Below are 21,363 nucleotides of genomic sequence, written 5' to 3'. Positions count from 1 at the left end.
GTAACACCGATGGCTGACCCGAAGGGTTTCCTGAACCACGGGCGCGAGCTGCCGGCGCGCCGCCCGGTGGACGTCCGCATCCGCGACTGGCGGGAGGTCTACCAGGACTTCCCCGCCGAGAAGCTGACGAAGCAGGCGTCCCGCTGCATGGACTGCGGCATCCCGTTCTGCCACAACGGCTGCCCGCTCGGCAACCTCATCCCCGAGTGGAACGACCTGGTCTACCGGGACGACTGGCGCGAGGCGATCGAGCGGCTGCACGCCACCAACAACTTCCCGGAGTTCACCGGCCGCCTGTGCCCGGCTCCGTGCGAGGCGGCGTGCGTCCTGGGCATCAACTCCGACCCGGTCGCGATCAAGCGGGTCGAGGTCGAGATCATCGACCGCGCCTTCGACGAGGGCTGGGTCGTCCCGCAGGTCCCGCCGGTCAGGACCGGCAAGCGGGTGGCGGTCGTCGGTTCGGGCCCCGCGGGCCTGGCCGCCGCCCAGCAGCTCACCCGCGCCGGGCACGACGTGGTGGTCTTCGAGCGGGCCGACCGGATCGGCGGCCTGCTCCGCTACGGCATCCCCGAGTTCAAGATGGAGAAGCGCCACATCGACCGGCGGCTGGAGCAGATGCGGGCCGAGGGCACCGAGTTCCGCACCGGCGTGAACGTCGGCGTGGACGTCACCGCCGCGCAGCTGCGCGCGGAGTTCGACGCGGTGGTCCTGGCCGGGGGCGCGACCCAGTGGCGGGACCTGCCGGTCGCCGGACGCGACCTGGGCGGCATCCACCAGGCGATGGAGTACCTCCCGCCGGCCAACAGGGTCCAGGAGGGCGACTTCCCCGAGTCCCCGATCTCGGCGAAGGGCAAGCACGTCGTCGTGATCGGCGGCGGCGACACCGGCGCCGACTGCATCGGCACCGCGATCCGGCAGGGCGCCGCCTCGGTGACCCAGCTGGAGATCATGCCGCAGCCGCCGGCCGCCCGGCCGGGCAGCCAGCCGTGGCCCACGTTCCCCATCCTGTTCAAGACGGAGAGCGCCCACGAGGAGCTGGCCGACGGCGAGGGGGCCCGCGTCTACGCGGTCTCCACCACCGAGTTCGTCGGCGACGCCGACGGCAACGTCCGGGCGCTGCGCCTGGTCGAGGTGGAGGGGCCGGCGAAGGGCTTCGCGCCGATCCCCGGCACCGAGCGGGAGATCCCGGCCGAGCTGGTCACCCTGGCGATGGGCTTCACCGGCCCGGAGAAGGGCGCCCTGCTGGCGGACCTGGCCGCCGAGGGCGGCGAGGGCTTCTACGACGCCCGGGGCAACGTCGCCCGCGACAAGGGCTACATGTCCGCCGTCGAGGGCGTGTTCGTGGCCGGTGACATGGGCCGCGGCCAGTCGCTGATCGTCTGGGCGATCGCCGAGGGCCGCTCGGCCGCCGCGGCGGCCGACCGCCACCTCACCGGGCGGACGGCTCTGCCGGTCGCGATCCCGCCGACCGCCCGGCCGCTCGTCTGACGTCCCGGGCCGCGGGGTCCGCACACCGTCGCGGACCCCGCGGCCCGGCCGGTCGCCGAGTTGCTTTACCCGATACATGCCTGAAAGATGCTGGTTCTAGGTCTTTGCGGGCATGGAGGGTGAATGGAACACGGGAGAGGGCTCCTGACGGCCGCGGTGCTGGCCGCGGCCGTCACCCTGGCGGGCACCCCCGCCGCGGGGGCCGCCGGTACGGCCTCCGCCACGGCCTCTGCGGCCTCCACCGGGCAGGCCCGCGACCACCTGGTCTTCTACACTCCGGGCGGGCACGCCCGGGCGCTGCGGGCCGTCGCCGCGGCCGGCGGCGAGGTCCTGTCCACCGAGCCGAAGCTCGGCTACATCGTCGCCAGGGCCGCCGGAGGCGCCGGGGGCTCTGCCGCGCGCTTCGTCGAGGAGCTCGGCGGGAACCCCGCCGTCGCGGGCGTCTCCTCCGACCGCAGGATCGGCACCGCCACCGCCACCGCCACCGCCACCGCCACCGCCACCGCGCGCCCCGCGGCCCCGGCCCGGGGCACGGCGGCCGGCCCCCGCCCCGCGGGGTCCGCGGCCCGGGAGGCGGGCGCGTCCTTGCCCGAGGCCGGCGCGTTCTCCCGGAGCGAGACCGGCGCCGAGCCCCTCGCCGGGCGCCAGTGGGACATGAAGATGATCGGCGCCACCGCCGCCGGCTCCCACGCCACCGCCCCCGGTGACCGGAAGGTCCTGGTGGGCGTCATCGACACCGGCGTCGACGGCAGGCACCCCGACATCGCGCCCAACTTCGACCGCGAGCGCAGCCGCAACTTCGTCACCGACCTGCCGGAGGACCCCACCGGCGCGGAGCTCGACGGGCCGTGCGAGTTCAAGGGCTGCAAGGACCCCGCCGACTGGGACGACGACGGCCACGGCACCCACGTCGCCAGCACCATCGCCTCCCCGGTCAACGGCCTCGGCATCGCCGGGGTCGCCCCCGGCGTGACCCTGGTCAACCTCCGCGCGGGGCAGGACTCCGGCCTGTTCTTCCTCAAGCCCAGCCTCGACGCGCTCACCTACGCCGCCGACAGCGGCATCGACGTGGTCAACATGAGCTACTACGTCGACCCGTGGCTGTTCAACTGCGCGGCCAACCCCGCCGACTCCAAGGCCGAGCAGCTGGAGCAGCGCGGCGTCATCACCGGCATGCAGCGCGCCCTCGACTACGCCCGCAAGCGCGGCGTCACGCTCATCAGCGCCATCGGCAACGGCTCCACCGACCTCGGACGGCCGAAGACCGACACGACGAGCCCCGACTACCCGGCCGAGGCCGCGCGCGTCCGCAAGGTCGACAACTCCTGCCTCAACGTGCCGGCCGAGTCCAAGGGCGTCATCTCGGTCTCCGCGGTCGGCCCGAGCGGGCGCAAGGCCTACTACTCCGACTACGGCACCGAGCAGACCGACCTGGCGGCGCCCGGCGGCGACGAGTACGACGGCGGCGCGGGGTTCGACGTCACCAGGACGGTCCTGGCCGCCGTCCCCGAGCACGTCGTCCGCGCCCAGGGCCTGCTCGCCAAGGACGGCAGGCCCACCAGCACGAGCGTGGTGCGCGACTGCCAGGGCGGGACCTGCGCCTACTACCAGTACCTCGCGGGCACCTCCATGGCCGCCCCGCACGCCACCGGCGTCGCCGCGATCCTGGTGAGCCGCTTCGGCGAGCCCGGCCGCTTCCGCGAGGGAGCGGGCTGGGACGAGCTCACCATGCCCCCCGCCGACGTCGAGCGCCTGCTGTACGCCAGCGCCACGCGGAAGGCGTGCCCCTCGCCCCGCACGTACGTCTACCGCTACGAGCAGGCGAAGGAGCGGCACACCTGCGAGGGCGGGAAGACCCGCAACGGCTTCTACGGCCGCGGCGTCGTCGACGCGGCCCGGGCCGCCGCCGTCGACCACCACTGACCCGCCTCACGCCGGCCCGCGGCACCGGGGGCCGGTCGCGCCCTCCGGCCTCACCGGGGCGCGGCCCCGCACGGTCCACGCCCGCCGGGTGCCGGCGTCGGAAGCGCGGATGCCCCGGTGCCCGGGGCGGCTTATCGTGAACCATGGCGTATCTCCTCATCGGGGAAGCCGCGATGGTGGTGCACTTCCTCTTCCTCGTCTTCATGGCGGTCGGCGGGTTCCTCGCCTGGCGCTGGCCCCGCCTCATCGGAGCCCACCTCGCCGTCGCCGCCTGGGGAGTGTTCTCCGTCACCACCGGGGCCGAGTGCCCGCTGACGGTCGTCGAGGACTGGGGCAGGCGCAAGGCGGGGGAGCGGGGGCTCGTGCCGGGCGGCTTCATCGACCACTACATCGAAGGGGTGGTCTACCCCGAGAGGCACGCCGACCTGGCCCGTCTCGCCGTCGCCGTCCTCGTGGCCGTCTCCTGGGCCGGCTGCCTCCTGCTGGCCCGCCGCCGGAGGGCACGAACAGGGCGACCCGGACACGGAGGGGCCGGTTCACCACCTCCGGTAGCCCGGGGGTAGCGTTATGTCACCGATTATTTCTCCGACGCTATGACCACTGTCACATCCGAGTGGTCTGTACCAATTAGGCTAGGACCCGTGACTCGTCGCGCGAAAATCGTCTGCACTCTCGGCCCCGCCACCTCCTCTCCCGAACGCCTGCGCGAGCTCATCGCCGCCGGCATGGACGTGGCCCGCTTCAACCTCAGCCACGGCAGCCACGAGCTGCACAAAGAGGTCTACGACAGAGTGAGGGAGGCTGCCGCCGAGCTCGGCCGCGGCGTGGGCGTGCTCGCCGACCTGCAGGGACCCAAGATCCGCGTCGGCAGGTTCGAGGACGGCCCCGTCCGCCTGGGCTTCGGCGACGTCTTCACCATCACCACCGAAGACGTCCCCGGCGACCGCGAGCAGGTCTCCACCACCTACCTCGGCCTGCACAAGGACGTCCGCCCCGGCGACAGCATCCTGGTCGACGACGGCCGGGTCCACCTCGAGGTCACCCGGGTCGAGGGCCCCCGCGTCACCACCCGGGTCGTCATCGGCGGCATGATCTCCGACAACAAGGGCCTCAACCTGCCCGGCGTCGACGTCAGCGCCCCCGCCCTCACCGACAAGGACGAGGCCGACCTCCGGTGGGCCCTGCGCACCGGGTTCGACATGATCGCCCTCTCCTTCGTGCGCCGGCCCTCCGACGCCCACGTCGTGCGCAACATCATGGAGCAGGAGGCGGTCCGGCTCCCGCTGCTGGCCAAGATCGAGAAGCCGCAGGCGGTCGACCTCCTGCCCGAGATCGTCGAGGCCTTCGACGGCATCATGGTCGCCCGCGGCGACCTCGGCGTGGAGCTCCCCCTGGAGGACGTGCCGATCGTGCAGAAGCGCGCGATCGAGCTCTGCCGGGAGAAGGCCCGCCCCGTCATCGTCGCCACCCAGATGCTGGACTCGATGATGAGCGCCCCGCGCCCCACCCGGGCCGAGGCCTCCGACGTCGCCTACGCCGTGATGGACGGCGCCGACGCGGTCATGCTCTCCGGCGAGACCTCGGTCGGGACCTACCCGATCGAGTCCGTCGAGACGATGAGCCGCATCGCCAGCGCCGCTGAGCGGTCCGTGCTGGAGGCCACCCACAGCCTGCACCGCCTCCCGGAGACCACCGGCGGGGCCATCGCCAGGGCCGCGGCCGAGGTGGGCGCCATCGTCGGGGCCAAGGCGCTGGTGGCCTTCACCATGTCCGGTGAGACCGCCCGCCGCCTGGCCCGCTACCGCTCGCCGATCCCGCTGCTGGCCTTCACCTCCGCCTCGCACGTGCGCAACCAGCTCGCCCTCGTCTGGGGCGTGGAGACCTTCGAGGTCCCCTTCGTCCACCACACCGACGACATGGTCCGCCAGGTCGAGGCCGCCCTGCTCACCCAGGCCCGCCTGGAGAAGGGCGACAAGGTCGTCATCGTCGCGGGCTCCCCTCCCGGCCACGCCGGCACCACCAACGCCCTGCGGGTGCACACCATCGGCGCCGCGGTCTGACTCGCCCCGGCCGCACCCCGCCGGACGCGCGACCGTGTGCTCGGCGGGGAGCCCGGCCGGGTGCAGTAGCGGTGCACAGCGCCCGATGAGGGGGCGAAACGGTCGTTTCTCGTCCTTCGGCGGCTTATCGTGACTGCCGTACCGGCAGCACACACCCAGGGAACGACCGTGTCCGAACGATCATGGCCCGCCCGGCTCCGCGCGGAGTTCGCCCAGCGGGTGCTCGACCTGCGCGTCCAGCACCCGGGGGTCGGCGCGGCGCTCGACCAGCACGCCGCCGAGGTGCGGCAGGCCATCGTCTCCCTCGGCCAGCAGGTCGGGCCGGTCTCGCTGCTGGGCTACCTCATCGGCTTCTGGGACGGCGCCCACGAGGCGGGCTGGCGGGCGCCCGGCCCGGACCAGCCCCTCGACTTCGCGGCGCTGCGGCTCAGCGCGGTCTGCCTCATGCTCGATCCGGCGCCCGCCGCGGCCTGAGCCTCCCGGTGCGGGACGGCCCCGTACGGGGCGACCTCGCGCGGGGCGACCCCGTACGGGGGGCCGTGCGCCCGTCCCCGGCCGGGGCCCGCCTCCGGCAGGGGAGAGCGGGCCCGCGGCGGTGGCTCCGGCTCACGCCCGCGGCGGCGGCGCCTCCCCGGGCCGGGAGTGCGGCCCCGGCACGGAGTGCAGCACGCCCTCGCCGGAGGGCTGCGGCGTGGCGCCCGGAGCCGGCGGGTGCACGGTGCCCGGCGCTCCCACGGACGACCTCGCGTCCGCGCGGCCCCGGTCGTAGGCGGCCGCCTGGCCGCGCAGGGCGTCGGTCTCGCTCTCGGCCCGGTCCAGCCATCCCTCCCAGCGCCGCTGCATCGGGCGGATCAGGCCGCCGCCGACGCCGACGACGAGGATGCCCGCGACGGTGGCCAGGAAGGCCACCAGCACCGGCGTGGTCACCGCGGTGGCCACCTCTATCTGGTTCAGCGCGGCGATCACGCCGAGGCCGATGATGAACACCGCGGCGATGTTCGCCAGGACCCTGCCGTAGGACAGGCCGCCCAGCGCCCCGGAGACGATGTCCTTCACCGCGTTGGCGACGGCCGCGGCGACCACCACGATCACGATCGCCACGGCGGCCTTCGGCAGCCAGGCCACCACGCCGCCGAGCAGGTCGCTGATCGGGTTCGGGCCGAAGACGGAGAAGCCGATCTGCAGGGTGATCAGCAGCACCGCGTAGTAGATGAGCTTGGCGATCAGGTCCGAGGCGTCGTAGCGGGCGTGTTCCAGCGCGCGGCCGATCCCGCCGCGTTCGACCCAGTGGTCGAACCCGACCCGCTCCAGGACGGCGTCGACCGCCTTGTACAGGAGTTTGGCGATCACCCAGCCCACCAGCAGGATCACCAGGAAGGCGACGAACCGGGGGACGAAGGCGACGATCGACGCCCAGGCGTCGGACACGCCCCTGCCGAGATCGATGGGAGCGGCCATGGGGGCCTCCTCGTTGACGTACGGCACAGGCCCACCGGGACGATGGGTCTCCCAACGTGGATAAATGCCCCAAATGTGGATTTTTATCCACAAAACCGGCGGGTCGTGCGTGCTCAGGGAGGGTGCGCGACGGCGGAGGCGAGAGGGCGGCTCCGGGACGGGAAAGCGGCGGAGCCACCCTGCGCTAGGCCGGGTGGCTCCGGGCGAGGTGCCCCGAGTGGGATTCGAACCCACACTCGATGGTGTTTGAGACCATTTCCTCTGCCGTTGGGATATCGGGGCCCGTCTCCGGTCCGGTCGGGACCGCGGCTGCCGGCTGTGATCTTAACCCAGGGGCGGATCGATCACGGGCACCGGCGTGGTTCCAATCTAGCGGACGTCGGTACTCTCTTGCTCGTGAGTACGCAGCGGCGAGTGGTGATCGCGGAAGACGAGGCGCTGATCCGCCTCGACCTCAAGGAGATGCTGGAGGAGGACGGGTACGCCGTCGTCGGCGAGGCCGGGGACGGGGAGACCGCGGTCAGGCTGGCGTCCGAGCTCAGGCCCGATCTGGTGATCCTGGACGTGAAGATGCCCGTCCTGGACGGGATCTCGGCCGCCGAGCAGATCGTGTCGCAGCGGATCGCGCCGTGCCTGATCCTGACCGCCTTCTCGCAGCGTGATCTGGTCGAGCGGGCCCGGGACGCCGGGGCGATGGCCTACCTGGTGAAGCCGTTCACGAAGTCGGACCTGGTGCCGGCGATCGAGATGGCGGTGAGCCGGCACGAGGAGATCGCGGCGCTGGAGCGGGAGGTCGGCACCCTCTCGGAGCGCCTGGAGACGCGCAAGCTCGTGGAGCGGGCCAAGGGGCTGCTCATGGCCGAGCACGGGTGGAGCGAGCCGCAGGCGTTCCGGTGGATCCAGAAGGCGTCCATGGACCGGCGGCTGAGCATGCGCGAGGTGGCGCAGATCGTGGTGGGCGGGACGCCCGCACCGGGGGCGGACGGCGGGGGCGGTGAGGCCGCGGAAGCCTGACGGCGGCCGCCCGGCCCGCGTCCCGCCGCGCGGCGGGACGATCTCTCGCGGTGAGCCCGCGCGCCCCCTGGGAACAGGGGGCGCGCGGGCTCTCGCATGTCCGAAAGGTGGGACGGGAAAGATCGCAGGTAGCGGGTATCGGCGGCCTTTGCGCTGGTAGATGAATAGGATCGGTGTAATAACGAAGCGGTAACGGCAGGCGTTCCTGTACCGACCTGTGACATCCGCTGGTTGTACTAACCGACACAACCTCCTGACCACCCCGTCAGGGGAGGGCATCTGTGAACTCGGTCCCGACGAAGGGCCGGGTGAAAGGAAGGCAACCTTGCGGCCTAAGACTGCTCGCCTCGGTGGAGTGCTTGCCGCCGGCATGGCGCTCGCCCTCGGTCTCGCTGCCTGCGGCAACGGCGGCTCGGAGACCACGCCGGCGGACGGCGGCTCCAACGCTGCCGCCCCGAGCACCGTCAAGATCGGCTTCATGGGTGACCTGACCGGTGCGAACGCCGGCATCGTCATCCCGCCGCGGAACGGTGCGAAGCTCGCCATCGACCAGTACAACAAGACCAACCCCGCGGTGAAGATCGAGCTGGTCGAGTACGACAGCCAGGCCGACCCCTCCAAGGCCGTCGCCCTGGCCCAGCAGGCCATCAAGACCGACAAGATCGTCGGTCTGGTCGGCCCGGCGTTCTCCGGCGAGTCGGCCCAGGTCGGCCCGGTCCTGGAGGAGGCGAAGCTCCCGAGCATCTCGGCCTCGGCCACGAACGTGAAGCTCGCCGAGAACGGCTGGAAGTACTGGCACCGCGTGCTGCCGAACGACGGCGTCCAGGGCCCCGGCATCGCGGACTTCATCGCGGGCGGCGCCGCCGCGAAGAACGTGTTCGTCATCGACGACAAGTCCGAGTACGGCAAGCCGCTGGCCGACGCGGTCCGCGCCCAGCTGGCCACCAAGGGCGTCAAGGTGACCAACGACTCGCTCGACCCGGCGGAGAGCGACTTCTCCTCGGTCGCGAACAAGGTCGCCGCGGCCAAGCCGGACGCGATCTTCTTCGGCGGCTACTACGCCGCGGGCGGCAACCTGCTCAAGCAGCTCCGCGACAAGAACGTCGACGCCAAGTTCCTCTCCGGCGACGGCTCGCTGGACAAGGGCCTGATCGAGGGCGCCGGCGCGGACAACGCCGAGGGCGCGCTCATCGGCTGCCCGTGCTACATCGCCACCCCGGACGTCACGGACGCCAAGGTGAAGGGCTTCGCCGACGCCTACAAGGCCGCCTACAACGCCGACCCGGCGATCTACGCCTCCGAGGGCTACGACGCCGCGACGGTCTTCATCGAGGCGATCAAGGCCGGCAAGACCACGCCCGAGGACATCAACCAGTTCATCTCCACGGTGGACATCGCGGGCGTCTCCAAGCAGGTGAAGTTCGCCCCGAACGGTGAGGTCGAGGCCAAGGACATCTACATCTACCAGGTCAAGGGCGGCGCGATCACGCTGCTCGGCAAGGCCGCGGAGGCGAAGCTGGGCTGAGTCCGCAGGCTCCGAGGAGAGTTGGTAGTCGGCGCGGGGAGCGGGATGGCCGCGGTGCGGTCCCCGCTCTCCGCGCACTTCCGGGCAGGTTCACGAGATCCGCTGGAAGCGGTGACTACCGGACAGTGCAGGCGATCCCCGCTAGAAGTGGTAATCCTCAGTGTTCAATGACTTCATCAATCAGTTCTGGCCGTCAACGGTCGACGGCCTGGCCTTCGGATCGATCTACGCCCTGATCGCGCTCGGCTACACGATGGTGTACGGCGTGCTCAGGCTGATCAACTTCGCGCACTCCGAAGTGTTCATGATCGGCACCTTCGGTGCGATGTTCGTGCCGTTCGTGCTGGGCATCAACTCGGCGCTCACCGGCCTCGCGCTGGTCGGCGTGATCATCCTGATGATCCTGGCCGGCATGCTGGCCTCCGCGGGCACGGCGGTGGCGCTGGAGCGTATCGCCTACCGGCCGCTGCGCCGCCGCGGCGCGTCGCGGCTCGCGGCGCTCATCTCCGCGATCGGCGCCTCGATCTTCCTTCAGGAGCTGTTCGCGCTCATCGTGATCCCGAACGTCTTCGACCGCCCCCAGCAGGGCCGGATCCAGATGGCCCTGCCCCAGATCATGGAGCGGACGGACCTGTTCTCGATCGCCGGCCACCCGGTCAAGCTGCACCAGGTGGTGGTCGTCGTGGCGGCCGTCGGCATGATGATCGTGCTGGACCGGCTGGTGAACGGCACGAAGATCGGCCGCGGCATCCGCGCCACCGCGCAGAACCCCGAGGCCGCGGTCCTGATGGGCGTCAACATCGACTCCGTCGTGCGGATGACGTTCCTCATCGGCGGCGGCATGGCCGGCGTGGCCGGCGCGCTGTACCTGATCGCCTATGAGAACACGAACTACTACATCGGCTTCCTCTTCGGCATCAAGGCGTTCACCGCGGCCGTCCTGGGCGGCATCGGCAACCTGCGGGGCGCCCTGGTCGGCGGAGTCACGCTCGGTCTGGTGGAGAACTACGGGGCGATCTTCTTCGGCTCCGACTGGAAGCACGTGATCTCCTTCACCATCCTCGTCTTGGTCCTGATGTTCCGCCCCACCGGCATCCTCGGTGAATCACTCCAGCAGGCGCGCGCATGAACGACAAGCAGACTTCCGTGGCAGGTTTCCGCCGGCGGCTGGGTCATGCCGGCGACGTGATGCACGATCGCTGGCAGCAGGCCCCCGGCTGGCAGCGCTGGGCCGTCTACCTGCTCCTGATCGTGGCGGCGCTGCTGCTGCCGTCGGAGACCATCGGCAGCTTCATGTCGCCCGACACCGACTGGGCGACGATCCTGTTCTTCCCGATCGGCACCTACGTGCTGCTGGCCATCGGCCTGAACGTCGTGGTGGGCCAGGCGGGCCTGCTCGACCTGGGCTTCGTCGCTTTCTACGCCGTCGGCGGCTACGCGATGGCGCTGCTCGGCACCCGGATGGGCTGGAACTTCTGGCTGATCATGGTGGCCGGCATCCTGGTCTGCGCGCTGTCCGGCCTCACGCTGGGCGCCCCGACGCTGCGGCTGCGCGGCGACTACCTGGCGATCGTCACGCTGGGCTTCGGTGAGATCATCCGCATCACCGCCAGGAACACCGACGAGATCGGCGGCCCGAACGGCGTCCGCGGCATCCCGCACCCGCCGAGCATCGAGGGCATCTACATCGGCGACGTCGAGATCTTCAAGTACGGCGTGCTCGACCCGCGGCCCTACTACTACCTGCTGGTGGCCCTCGCCGTCGTGGTGATCATCCTGGTCAAGCGCTGGGAGAAGAGCCGGGTGGGACGCGCCTGGGCGGCGATCCGGGAGGACGAGGACGCGGCCGAGGTCATGGGCGTGCCGACCTTCCGCTTCAAGATGCTGGCCTTCGCCATCGGCGCCTCGATCGGCGGCGCGATGGGCGTGCTGTGGGCGGCCAAGTCCATCTCGATCAACCCGAACGACTTCCAGTTCCTGCTCTCGGCCACGATCCTGGCCGCGGTGGTCATGGGCGGCGCGGGCAACCTGCCGGGCGTCATGCTGGGCGCGTTCATCGTGGCCTGGCTGCCCGAGCGCTTCCGCGGCCTGCAGGAGTACCGCATGCTGATCTTCGGCGCGGTGCTCGTCGCGCTGATGATCTTCCGTCCGGAGGGCCTGCTCCCGTCGCGCCAGCGAAAAGCGGAGCTGAAAGAGGGGTCAGGCGGGATGGGTACGCTCGGTGCAGAGGTGCCCGGGCCGGAGTCGCACGGTGAGGAGGTGGCCTCCAAGTGAGCACCGAAGCGAGTGCTGCGGGCCAGGCGCGCGGTGGCCGCGCGATGCTGGAACTGAAGGACCTCGTCATGCGGTTCGGTGGCGTCACGGCGCTGAACGACGTGAACCTGACGGTCAACGAGGGTGAGATCTTCGCGCTCATCGGCCCGAACGGCGCCGGCAAGACCACGGTGTTCAACGTGGTGACCGGCGTCTACCGGCCGACCCAGGGCGAGGTCCGCTTCCTGGGCGAGAAGATCAGCGGGACCAAGCGTTTCAAGATCACCCGTAAGGGCGTGGCCCGGACGTTCCAGAACATCCGGCTGTTCCACAACATGACGGCGGTCGAGAACATCATGGTGGGCGCGGACGCCCACCACCGGTCCGGCATGGTGAGCGTGGCGCTCGGTCTGCCCTGGCACCGCCAGGCGGAGCGGGACGGCCGCAGACTGGCGATGGAGCTGCTGGAGTTCGTCGGCATCCCGCACCGGGCGCACGACCACGCCAAGAACCTGCCCTACGGCGACCAGCGGCGCCTGGAGATCGCCCGGGCACTGGCGACCGACCCGAAGCTGCTGCTGCTGGACGAGCCCGCCGCGGGCATGAACCCGGCGGAGAAGGTGGCGCTGCAGCAGCTCATCCGCGACATCCGGGACGCCGGGCGGACCATTCTGATCATCGAGCACGACATGAGCCTCATCATGGGCATCAGCGACCGCATCGCGGTGCTGGACTTCGGCCAGAAGATCGCCGACGGTCTGCCCGACGAGGTGCGGAACGACCCCCGGGTCGTCGAGGCGTATTTGGGGGCACCGGCAGATGCTTCTTGAGATCAAGGACATCCACGTCCACTACGGCAAGATCGCGGCGCTCAAGGGCATCTCGGTCGAGGTGAACGAGGGCGAGATCGTCACGCTCATCGGAGCGAACGGGGCGGGCAAGACGACCACCCTGAAGACGATCTCCGGGCTGCGCGGCCTGACGTCGGGGAGCATCGTCTTCGACGGCCAGGACATCAGCAGGATGCCCGGCCACAAGCGCGTGATGGCGGGTCTGGGGCAGGCCCCCGAGGGCCGGGGCATCTTCCCCGGCATGACGGTCCACGACAACCTGCTGATGGGCGCCTACACCCGCTCGGGCGACTTCGGCGCCGAGCTCGCCGAGGCCTACGAGCTGTTCCCGCGGCTGGCCGAGCGCCGCAACCAGGCGGCCGGCACGATGTCCGGCGGCGAGCAGCAGATGCTCGCCATCGGCCGGGCGCTGATGGCCAAGCCGAAGGTGCTGCTGCTGGACGAGCCGTCCATGGGCCTGGCCCCGCTGCTGGTCCAGCAGATCTTCGACATCATCGAGGAGATCAACCGGCGCGGCGTCACGGTGCTGCTGGTGGAGCAGAACGCCCAGCAGGCGCTGAAGCTCGCCCACCGGGCCTACGTGCTGGAGACCGGCAGGGTGGTCAAGAGCGCCCCCGCGGCGCAGCTGCTCGACGACCCCGACGTGCAGGCCGCCTACCTCGGCGGCGGTCTCGGGCACGACGCGCCCGCGCAGGGGCCGGCCGCGGACGAGGTGTCTGCGGACAAGCCGGCCGCGGGCGAGGCGTGAGCCGTACCGCGTGATCACGGGCGGGCCCGCCGCGACGGCGGGCCCGCCCGCTCGCGTTGCTCATCCCAGCGGCACGGTGGCGCCGTCCGTGCGGGTGTATCCCAGCGGCGGGTCGCCGTACAGCCGGATCCCGGTCACCGAGGCCTCCTCGGGGACGTCGAACCACAGGTCCATCTCGACCCGGACGCCGGCGCCCAGCAGGAAGGCGTCCGGCTGCCGCTTGGTCGCCTGGGCGAACGCGTCGACCGGATGGGCCGCGCCGTCGGCGGTGAGCAGCCGCTGCCTGCCGGCGTCGAAGCGGGAGTTGGTGCGCCCGGGGTTGTCGGCGACGATCCGCACCACCACGTACTGCCCCTTGGCCTGCCACTCGGCGTGGCTGGCGAAGAAGCCGCTGAGCCCCTTCTGCAGGCCGATCACCTGGAACCGGGTGTCGCCGTCCTGCACGGGGGCGGCCGTGACGCGGATCTCGCCGGGCCTGACGGGGCGGGGCGGGAGCTCGTACGCCGGCGTCGCGGCGGCCGGGGGCGCGGACTCCGCCCGGGGCTCCGGCCCTCCGGAGCAGGCGGCCACCGGCAGGAGGAGCGCGGCGACCGCGGCGAGTGCGGCGGTGCGGGGCATGAAGATCACGCTAAATCGGGGTATGTCGGAGTAATACGCATGACTGAAGTTGTTGTCCGAATCGTGTCACAGCGGTGACCTGCCCTGCCGCACCTGTAAGGCAGCATCACCCGCATTGAGGTATCCATGCAAAAAGCGACATTGACCGAGAAGGAGGCCGTCGTGGGCCTGAGTTTCATTCCCCGCCGGGCGCTCGCGGTGGGCGCCGTGGTCGTCGCCGGCGCGCTGAGCCTGTCGGCCTGCGGCGGTGGCGACACCACCACCGCCAGCCCCAGCGCGGGTGCCTCGTCCAGCGCCCCGGCCGCCGCCGGCCCCCAGCTGGTCACCCCCGGCAAGCTGACCACCTGCACGAGCCTGCCGTACCCGCCCTTCCAGTACAAGGAGGGCGACAAGGTCGTCGGATTCGACGTCGAGATCGTCGACCTCGCCGCCAAGAAGCTCGGTGTGACGCAGGAGATCGTCGACATCAAGTTCGACTCGATCAAGAGCGGCGCGGCGCTCAACGCCGGCAAGTGCGACGTGGCCGCCGCAGGCATGACCATCACCGAGGAGCGCAAGGCCAACCTCGACTTCTCCGACCCGTACTTCGACGAGGTGATCGCCTTCCTCTCGCCCAAGGGCAAGAAGGTCAACACGATCGAGGAGGTCAAGGCGGGCAACCTCCGCTTCGGCGTGCAGGCGGCCACCACGAGCCTCGACTACGCCAAGAGCAAGGGCTTCGACCCCAAGCAGTTCGACGACGCGGGCAAGCAGATCGCCGCGCTGCAGGCCGGCCAGGTCGACGTGGTCCTGCAGGACCTGCCGGTCATCAACGACTGGCTGAAGAAGCCCGAGATCGCGGAGAAGTTCGAGCTGGGCGGCGTCATCGAGACCGGTGCCCAGTACGGCGTGGCCGCCAAGAAGGGCAGCACCGAACTGGTGAAGGCCCTGAACGACGCCATCTCCGCGGCCAAGGCGGACGGCAGCTACGACACCATCTACGAGAAGTGGTTCGGGAAGAAGCCGGGCGCCTGATTCCATGTCAGAACAGTCCACGATGACCGGACCTCCGGTCGGCCCCTCCGGATCGTCCTCCGGAGGGGCGGGGCTCAGTCCCCGTCAGCGGCGGAGCATCAGCCGCGGCGTCCAGTACGCCGTCTTCGTCGTCCTCGCCGCCCTGGTGGTGAGCTGGGCCGACTGGGCGGCGATCCGCGAGCACTTCCTCGACATGAAGGTGGCGGAGAACCTCTTCCCGGAGATCTTCACCATCGCGCTGAAGAACACGGTGATCTACACGGTCTCCGGGTACGTCCTGGGCTTCTTCCTGGGACTGGTGGTCGCGCTCATGCGGCTGTCCTCCGCGGCGCCCAACCGGTGGATCGCGCTCGTCTACATCGAGGTCTTCCGCGGCCTCCCGGCGGTGCTGGTCTTCATCCTGCTCGGGCTGGCGGTCCCGACCGCGTTCCCGGGCATCCGGTTCCCCTTCGACGAGTACGGCGTCGTCGCGATCGCGCTCGGCCTGGTCTCGGCGGCCTACATGGCCGAGACGATCCGGGCGGGTCTGCAGGCGGTGCCCCGGGGCCAGATGGAGGCGGCGCGCTCACTGGGCATGTCGTACTCCCGAGCCATGATCACGGTGGTGATCCCGCAGGCGCTGCGCATCGTGATCCCCCCGCTCACCAACGAGCTGATCCTGCTGTTCAAGGACTCCTCGCTGGTGTTCGCGATCGGTGTCACCTCGGCGACGAGCGAGCTGACCAAGTTCGGCCAGGACATCGCCACCGAGTACGCCGACAGCACGCCGCTGCTGCTGGCCGGTGCGACCTACCTGCTGATCACGATCCCGCTGAGCATCGTGGTGCGGCGGCTCGAGGCACGCCAGGCGAAGGCGCGGTGAGGAACATGGCACACGCAGTAGAGATCAGGAACCTGCACAAGTCGTTCGGCACGCTGCAGGTCCTCAAGGGCATCGACTTCACCGTCGATCCCGGCCAGGTGGTCTGCGTCATCGGACCGTCGGGCTCCGGCAAGTCCACGCTGCTGCGCTGCGTGAACCTGCTGGAGGAACCCACCTCGGGCCAGGTGGTCGTGGAAGGGGTCGAGCTGACCCACCGCGACGTCGACATCGACGCCGCCCGCCGCCGGGTCGGCATGGTCTTCCAGCAGTTCAACCTCTTCCCGCACATGACCGCGCTGGAGAACGTCATGATCGCCCAGCGCCGCGTGCTCAAGCGCGGCAGGGCGGAGGCGGAACGCATCGCCGTGGAGAACCTGGAGAAGGTGGGCGTCGCCGACAAACGCGACTCCTACCCGGCGCAGCTCTCCGGCGGCCAGCAGCAGCGGGTGGCGATCGCCCGGGCGCTGGCGATGAGCCCGGCGCTGATGCTCTTCGACGAGCCCACCTCGGCGCTCGACCCGGAGCTGGTCGGCGACGTGCTCACGGTCATGCGCAAGCTGGCCGAGGAGGGCATGACCATGCTGGTGGTCACCCACGAGATGGCGTTCGCCCGCGACGTGGCCGACCGGGTGGTCTTCATGGACGGCGGCGTCATCGTCGAGGACGGCCCGGCCGAGCAGGTCATCGGCGCGCCGCGGCACGAGCGCACCAAGTCCTTCCTGCGCCGGGTGCTGGACCCGACCCACACCGACGTCTGAGCCCTCCGGAGGGTCCGCAGGCGGTGGCCCGTCCCCCTTCGCCGGGGGCGGGCCACAGGCGCGTCCGGGGCGGGCGGCGGGGACGCCGGAGGAAGGGGCGCGGGTGCCCTGCGGGGCGAGCCCGCGGGAGGCCTTTGGCGCCGTGTGGAGCTTCCCCGACTCCGCACGTTTTCTACTCGGCCCCCCGCGGGCGTCGCCGTCACCCACCGTAACCCCACCGGAGCCGACGGCGCAAAGATATGCGCAGCCCGCCCGGACTTCTTCGGACGCCGCCCTCAGGGGGCGTCGCGGAGCATGCAGGTCAGCCGGGAGGTGCACACGCGCCGGCCCTGCTCGTCGGTGATCTCGATGTCGTAGGTGGCGACCGTCCGGCCGCCGTGCAGGCGGGTGGCCACGCCGGTGACCAGGCCGGAGGTGGCCGAGCGGTGGTGGGTGGCGCTGATCTCGATGCCGACGGCGATGCGGCCGGGGCCGGCGTGCAGGGCCGAGCCGACGGAGCCGATGGTCTCGGCGAGGACGCAGGACGCGCCGCCGTGCAGCAGGCCGTACGGCTGGGTGTTGCCCTCGACGGGCATGGTGGCGACGACGCGCTCGGCGCTCGCCTCCATGATCTCGATGCCCATCCGCTCGACCAGGGTGTTCCTGTGCGCGCCGCCCAGCAGTTCCTCGATGGGGGACGTCTCGTCGGGATCGGTCATGGTCAAGGGGTGACTCCTGTCATGCTGGGCCAGGTTTTCTGTCGCACCAGGAGACTAGGCTTCTGCTGTGCCGAAGAGTGAAGCGACCCCTACTCGTCCGTGTCTCCTGCTGCTGGATGGGCATTCTCTGGCCTATCGGGCGTTCTACGCGCTGCCTGAGGAGAACTTCTCCACCTCCACGGGGCAGAAGACCAACGCCATCTACGGGTTCACGTCGATGCTGGTCAACGTGCTCCGCGACGAGCGGCCGTCCCACGTGGCGGTCTGCTTCGACCGCTCGGAGCCGACGTTCCGGCACGAGGAGTACGCCGGCTACAAGGCCACCCGCAGCGCCAGCCCGGACAGCTTCCGCAGCCAGATGAGCCTGATCCACGAGATGCTCGACGCGCTGCGCGTCCCGCACCTGTCGCTGGCCGGCTACGAGGCCGACGACCTGATCGCCACGCTCGCCACCCGGGCCGCCGCGCAGGACATGGACGTGCTGGTCGTCACCGGCGACCGCGACGCGCTGCAGCTCGTCGACGAGCGGATCACGGTGCTGATGACCCGGGTCGGGATCAGCAACATGACGCGGTTCACCCCCGAGGCCGTGCTGGAGAAATACGACCTCACCCCGGCTCAATACCCCGACTTCGCCGCCATCCGCGGCGACGTCAGCGACAACCTGCTGAACATCCCGGGCGTGGGGGAGAAGACCGCGGCCAAGTGGATCAGGGAGTTCGGCTCGCTGGCGGAGCTGGTCGACCGGGTCGACGAGGTCAAGGGCAAGGTCGGCGACAAGCTCCGCGACCACCTCGACCAGGTGCTGATGAACCGCCGCCTGACCCAGCTGGTGCGCGACGTGCCGCTGGAGCAGGAGGTCGCCGGCTTGAGGGTCGGCGAGCTGGACCGCGCCGAGATCGACAAGATCCTCGACACCCTGGAGTTCCGGGGCGAGATCCGCGAGCGGCTCTTCAAGACCCTCGGCTCGGCCGAGTCCGGGTCCGAGGCCGGCGCCGGGGACGGCTTCGAGGTCGACGTCGTCGTGCTCGGCCCCGGCGAGGTGGCCGGGTGGCTGGAGGCGCTGCCCGAGGGGCGGGCCGGTCTGGCCTTCACGGGGGCGTACGGCAGGGGCACCGGCCGGATCGACGGCGTGGCGATCGCCGCGCCCTCCGGTGGGGAGGAAAGCGGTGCGGGCGGCTCCCGGGCGGCGTTCGTCGACCCGTCCGGGCTGACCGAGGCCGACGAGGCGGCGCTGCGCGCCTGGCTGGCCGACGAGGCCAGGCCCAAGGCGGTGCACGACGCCAAGGGGTTCATGCTGGCGCTCTGGGCGCAGGGGCTGGAGCTGCGCGGGCTGTCCTGCGACACGGCGCTGGCCGCCTACCTGGCGGCCCCGGGGCAGCGCTCGTTCGTCCTGGAGGACCTGGTCCGGGTCTACCTCGGCCGCGAGCTGAAGGGCGAGGCCCCGGCGGACGGGCAGACCTCCCTGTTCGACGACCAGGAGGCCGACGCGGCCCGCGACCTCGGGTTGAGGGCCTCGGCCGTGCGCGACCTCGCGGGCGCGCTGGAGGCGTTCCTGGAGCCGCGGGCGGCCACCAGCCTGCTGCGGGACGTGGAGCTGCCGCTGGTGACCGTCCTGGCCGAGATGGAGCGGACGGGCATCGCGGCCGACCGCGACCACCTCGGCGGGCTGGAGGAGGAGTTCCGGGCCGCGGTGAAGCAGGCCGTCGAGGAGGCGCACGCCTCGGTGGGCGAGCAGTTCAACCTGGGCTCGCCCAAGCAGCTCCAGGAGATCCTCTTCGTCAAGCTGGGGCTGCCCAAGACCAAGAAGATCAAGACCGGTTACAGCACCGACGCCGACCAGCTGGCCTGGCTGGCCGCGCAGACCGAGCACGAGCTTCCGACGATCATGCTGCGCCACCGGGACCAGGAGAAGCTCCGGGTCACGGTCGAGGGGCTGATCAAGGAGATCTCCGACGACGGCCGGATCCACACGACGTTCGAGCAGACGGTGGCGGCCACCGGGCGGTTGAGCTCCAAGCAGCCCAACCTGCAGAACATCCCGATCCGCACCGCCGAGGGCCGCCGCATCCGGCAGGGGTTCACGGTCGGCTCCGGCTACGAGACGCTGCTGACCGCCGACTACAGCCAGATCGAGCTGCGCATCATGGCGCACCTGTCCGGCGACGAGGCGCTGATCGCCGCGTTCGAGTCGGGGCACGACTTCCACCAGGCGACCGCGGCGCGGGTTTTCGGCACCGAGCCGGAGAAGGTCACCGGCGAGATGCGCGCCAAGATCAAGGCGATGAACTACGGCCTGGCCTACGGCCTGTCCGATTTCGGGCTGTCCGCGCAGCTCGGCATCCCGGTCCCGGAGGCCAGAGGTCTGAAGGAGGAGTACTTCGAGGAGTTCGGCGGCATCCGCGACTTCCTCAACGCGATCGTCGCCCGGGCCCGGCAGGACGGCTACACCGAGACCATCCTCGGCCGCCGCCGCTACCTGCCCGACCTCAACAGCGACAACCGCCAGCGCCGCGACATGGCCGAGCGGATGGCGCTCAACGCGCCGATCCAGGGCTCGGCGGCGGACATCATCAAGATCGCGATGCTGCGGGTGGGCGCCGCGCTGCGCGAGGCGGGCCTGGGTTCGCGGATGCTGCTCCAGGTCCACGACGAGCTCGTGTTCGAGGTCGCGCCGGGTGAGCTGGAGACCCTGCGCGAGCTGGTCCGGACCCGGATGAACACCGCCTACGAGCTGCGCGTCCCGCTCGAGGTGTCGGTGGGCGTCGGGCGCACGTGGCAGGACGCCGGCCACTGACCGCCGGGCCGGTGGGGCGGCCACGGAGGGCGCTGCGAGGGGCGCTGTGAGGTGTGTCCGGGCTTGTCCTGGTCTGTTCTAGGGTTGGACGGCAGACCGACACCTCGACGGGCACGGGAGTCTTGTGCGCAGTCCAACCCCCCCTCTCACGCGGTTCATCATGCTGGCCAACGTCGTGGTCGTGGTCATCGCCACCGGGGTCCTGTTCCTGCTGCCCGACCCGCCCGGGACCGCCGGGTCTGCCGCCCCGGCCTCCGCGCCGGGGCGGCAGACGCAGGGCGCCGTCCCGACGCCGGCGCCCACCCCGGAGCCGGACCTGCCCTCGGCCGACCTGCCCCAGGCGATCACCGCCACGCCGGAGTTCGCCCGGCAGGTGAAGGCCAACGAGGCCGGGATGGTCCCCGTGATCATGTACCACCGGATCGTGAAGAAGCGGCGGGCCTCCATCGACCGCACCCCCGACCAGGTGCGCAGGGAGATGGAACGGCTGGCCAGGGACGGCTACGTGCCGGTCACCGCCCGGGAGTTCGCCACCGGGCGGATGGACGTCCCCGCGGGCAGGCACCCGGTGGTGCTCACCTTCGACGACGGCCACCCCAGCCACTTCGCGCTGGACGACGCGGGCATGCCGGTGAAGGACACCGCGGTCGGGATCATCTACCAGGTGGCGAAGAAGTACCCCGGCTTCCGGCCGGTCGCCACCTTCTGGGTCAACCGGCAGCCGTTCGGGCTGCAGAGCCGGGCCGACCAGGCGCGCGCCGTGCAGTGGCTGTCCTCCCGCGGGTTCGAGGTGGCCAACCACACCTGGAGCCACCCGTACCTGCCGGGTCTGCCGAAGAAGGGCATCGCCGAGCAGCTCGTCCGGGTCGAGCGGATGCTGAAGGCGCTCGGCGCCGGCCCCTCGGAGACGCTGGCGCTGCCGTTCGGGGCGATGCCGCGCAAGCGGTCCACCGTGCAGAAGGGCTCCTGGGACGGGACGGGGTTCGCCTTCAAGGCCGTCTTCCTGGCCGGGGCCCAGCCGTCGGTGTCGCCCTTCGTCAAGGATTATGACTGGCGGGCCGTCCAGCGGATCCAGAGCAACGGCAAGAAGGGCGAGTGCCGCAAGTGGTGCTCCCAGTACTGGCTGGAGTGGCTGGACAGGCACCCCGGCGAGCGCTACACGGCCGACGGCGACCCCGAACGGATCTCCATCCCGAGGAAACTTCGGGGTAATATCAGCTCCAAGCGGAGGGGGCAGGTCAATGCCTATTAGGCGGCCCTGTCGCCGTTGTGGCCTTTAAGCGCTTCTGGTGCGAG

The 21,363-nt window shown here is 70.9% G+C and carries 19 protein-coding genes and 1 tRNA gene; 16 read left to right on the top strand and 4 right to left on the bottom strand.

Annotation, left to right across the window (positions count from 1 at the left end; all coding sequences use genetic code 11):
* Window positions 1-9 precede the first annotated feature (9 nt).
* From IEZ06_RS11105 to IEZ06_RS11085, 5 genes are all read left to right on the top strand, one after another.
* The gene (locus tag IEZ06_RS11105; protein WP_189236597.1) at window positions 10-1,488 is read left to right on the top strand and encodes a glutamate synthase subunit beta; all 1,479 of its coding nucleotides are present in this window, start codon (window positions 10-12) and stop codon (window positions 1,486-1,488) included.
* A 123-nt stretch (window positions 1,489-1,611) separates the two neighbouring features.
* Complete coding sequence (locus IEZ06_RS11100) at window positions 1,612-3,411, top strand: S8 family peptidase (protein ID WP_189236596.1); 1,800 nt, start codon at window positions 1,612-1,614, stop codon at window positions 3,409-3,411.
* 143 nt (window positions 3,412-3,554) lie between these two features.
* On the top strand, window positions 3,555-3,974 hold the full coding sequence (locus tag IEZ06_RS11095) for a DUF2784 domain-containing protein (RefSeq protein WP_189236595.1): 420 nt from the start codon (window positions 3,555-3,557) through the stop codon (window positions 3,972-3,974).
* A 78-nt stretch (window positions 3,975-4,052) separates the two neighbouring features.
* Window positions 4,053-5,471, top strand: coding sequence for a pyruvate kinase (gene pyk / locus IEZ06_RS11090; RefSeq protein ID WP_189236594.1), 1,419 nt, complete (start codon window positions 4,053-4,055; stop codon window positions 5,469-5,471).
* A gap of 168 nt (window positions 5,472-5,639) precedes the next feature.
* A complete protein-coding gene (locus tag IEZ06_RS11085; RefSeq protein ID WP_203871722.1) occupies window positions 5,640-5,945 on the top strand; it encodes a DUF6401 family natural product biosynthesis protein in 306 nt (101 codons plus the stop codon).
* Between the two features lie 132 nt (window positions 5,946-6,077).
* On the opposite strand, the gene IEZ06_RS11080 is transcribed toward IEZ06_RS11085, so the two are convergent.
* Window positions 6,078-6,917: a mechanosensitive ion channel family protein gene (locus IEZ06_RS11080; RefSeq protein WP_203871730.1), complete on the bottom strand. Its 840-nt coding sequence runs from the start codon at window positions 6,915-6,917 to the stop codon at window positions 6,078-6,080.
* 221 nt (window positions 6,918-7,138) lie between these two features.
* Window positions 7,139-7,211, bottom strand: a tRNA-Leu gene (locus IEZ06_RS11075).
* A gap of 114 nt (window positions 7,212-7,325) precedes the next feature.
* Between IEZ06_RS11075 and IEZ06_RS11070 the strand changes: the two genes are divergently transcribed.
* The 6 genes from IEZ06_RS11070 (at window position 7,326) to IEZ06_RS11045 (ending at window position 13,320) form a co-directional block, all read left to right on the top strand.
* Window positions 7,326-7,943, top strand: a complete 618-nt coding sequence (locus tag IEZ06_RS11070; RefSeq protein WP_268245592.1) for an ANTAR domain-containing response regulator — start codon at window positions 7,326-7,328, stop codon at window positions 7,941-7,943.
* A 370-nt stretch (window positions 7,944-8,313) separates the two neighbouring features.
* Window positions 8,314-9,468 (top strand): branched-chain amino acid ABC transporter substrate-binding protein, encoded by a 1,155-nt coding sequence (locus IEZ06_RS11065; protein WP_189236710.1) that lies wholly within the window; start codon window positions 8,314-8,316, stop codon window positions 9,466-9,468.
* A 160-nt stretch (window positions 9,469-9,628) separates the two neighbouring features.
* Window positions 9,629-10,597, top strand: coding sequence for a branched-chain amino acid ABC transporter permease (locus IEZ06_RS11060; protein ID WP_189236592.1), 969 nt, complete (start codon window positions 9,629-9,631; stop codon window positions 10,595-10,597).
* Window positions 10,594-11,742, top strand: coding sequence for a branched-chain amino acid ABC transporter permease (locus tag IEZ06_RS11055; protein WP_189236591.1), 1,149 nt, complete (start codon window positions 10,594-10,596; stop codon window positions 11,740-11,742). Before IEZ06_RS11060 ends, IEZ06_RS11055 begins: the two co-directional genes overlap by 4 nt.
* Entirely contained in the window at window positions 11,739-12,551 is an 813-nt protein-coding gene (locus tag IEZ06_RS11050) for an ABC transporter ATP-binding protein (protein WP_268245591.1), read from the top strand. The genes IEZ06_RS11055 and IEZ06_RS11050 overlap by 4 nt, the downstream gene beginning before the upstream one ends.
* Window positions 12,541-13,320 carry an ABC transporter ATP-binding protein gene (locus IEZ06_RS11045; protein ID WP_189236590.1) on the top strand — a complete coding sequence of 260 codons (780 nt, stop codon included), beginning with the start codon at window positions 12,541-12,543 and terminating at the stop codon, window positions 13,318-13,320. The genes IEZ06_RS11050 and IEZ06_RS11045 overlap by 11 nt, the downstream gene beginning before the upstream one ends.
* A gap of 60 nt (window positions 13,321-13,380) precedes the next feature.
* On the opposite strand, the gene IEZ06_RS11040 is transcribed toward IEZ06_RS11045, so the two are convergent.
* Window positions 13,381-13,938, bottom strand: coding sequence for a DUF4352 domain-containing protein (locus IEZ06_RS11040; protein WP_189236589.1), 558 nt, complete (start codon window positions 13,936-13,938; stop codon window positions 13,381-13,383).
* Between the two features lie 162 nt (window positions 13,939-14,100).
* Between IEZ06_RS11040 and IEZ06_RS11035 the strand changes: the two genes are divergently transcribed.
* From IEZ06_RS11035 to IEZ06_RS11025, 3 genes are read left to right on the top strand one after another with little or no spacing between them, the layout of a single operon-like run.
* Entirely contained in the window at window positions 14,101-14,952 is an 852-nt protein-coding gene (locus IEZ06_RS11035; protein WP_203871724.1) for an ABC transporter substrate-binding protein, read from the top strand.
* A 22-nt stretch (window positions 14,953-14,974) separates the two neighbouring features.
* The gene (locus IEZ06_RS11030) at window positions 14,975-15,814 is read left to right on the top strand and encodes an amino acid ABC transporter permease (protein WP_229797951.1); all 840 of its coding nucleotides are present in this window, start codon (window positions 14,975-14,977) and stop codon (window positions 15,812-15,814) included.
* A 5-nt stretch (window positions 15,815-15,819) separates the two neighbouring features.
* Window positions 15,820-16,572: an amino acid ABC transporter ATP-binding protein gene (locus IEZ06_RS11025; RefSeq protein WP_189236586.1), complete on the top strand. Its 753-nt coding sequence runs from the start codon at window positions 15,820-15,822 to the stop codon at window positions 16,570-16,572.
* A 275-nt stretch (window positions 16,573-16,847) separates the two neighbouring features.
* On the opposite strand, the gene IEZ06_RS11020 is transcribed toward IEZ06_RS11025, so the two are convergent.
* Window positions 16,848-17,270, bottom strand: coding sequence for a PaaI family thioesterase (locus IEZ06_RS11020; protein ID WP_189236708.1), 423 nt, complete (start codon window positions 17,268-17,270; stop codon window positions 16,848-16,850).
* Between the two features lie 67 nt (window positions 17,271-17,337).
* Between IEZ06_RS11020 and polA the strand changes: the two genes are divergently transcribed.
* Entirely contained in the window at window positions 17,338-20,067 is a 2,730-nt protein-coding gene (gene polA, locus IEZ06_RS11015) for a DNA polymerase I (RefSeq protein ID WP_189236585.1), read from the top strand.
* A gap of 160 nt (window positions 20,068-20,227) precedes the next feature.
* Entirely contained in the window at window positions 20,228-21,319 is a 1,092-nt protein-coding gene (locus tag IEZ06_RS11010) for a polysaccharide deacetylase family protein (protein WP_189236584.1), read from the top strand.
* The last annotated feature ends 44 nt before the right edge of the window (window positions 21,320-21,363 follow it).

The sequence above is a fragment of the Planomonospora antibiotica genome (assembly GCF_014647955.1).
Classification (GTDB): domain Bacteria; phylum Actinomycetota; class Actinomycetes; order Streptosporangiales; family Streptosporangiaceae; genus Planomonospora; species Planomonospora parontospora.
This window is presented reverse-complemented; position numbering and strand designations above follow the sequence as displayed.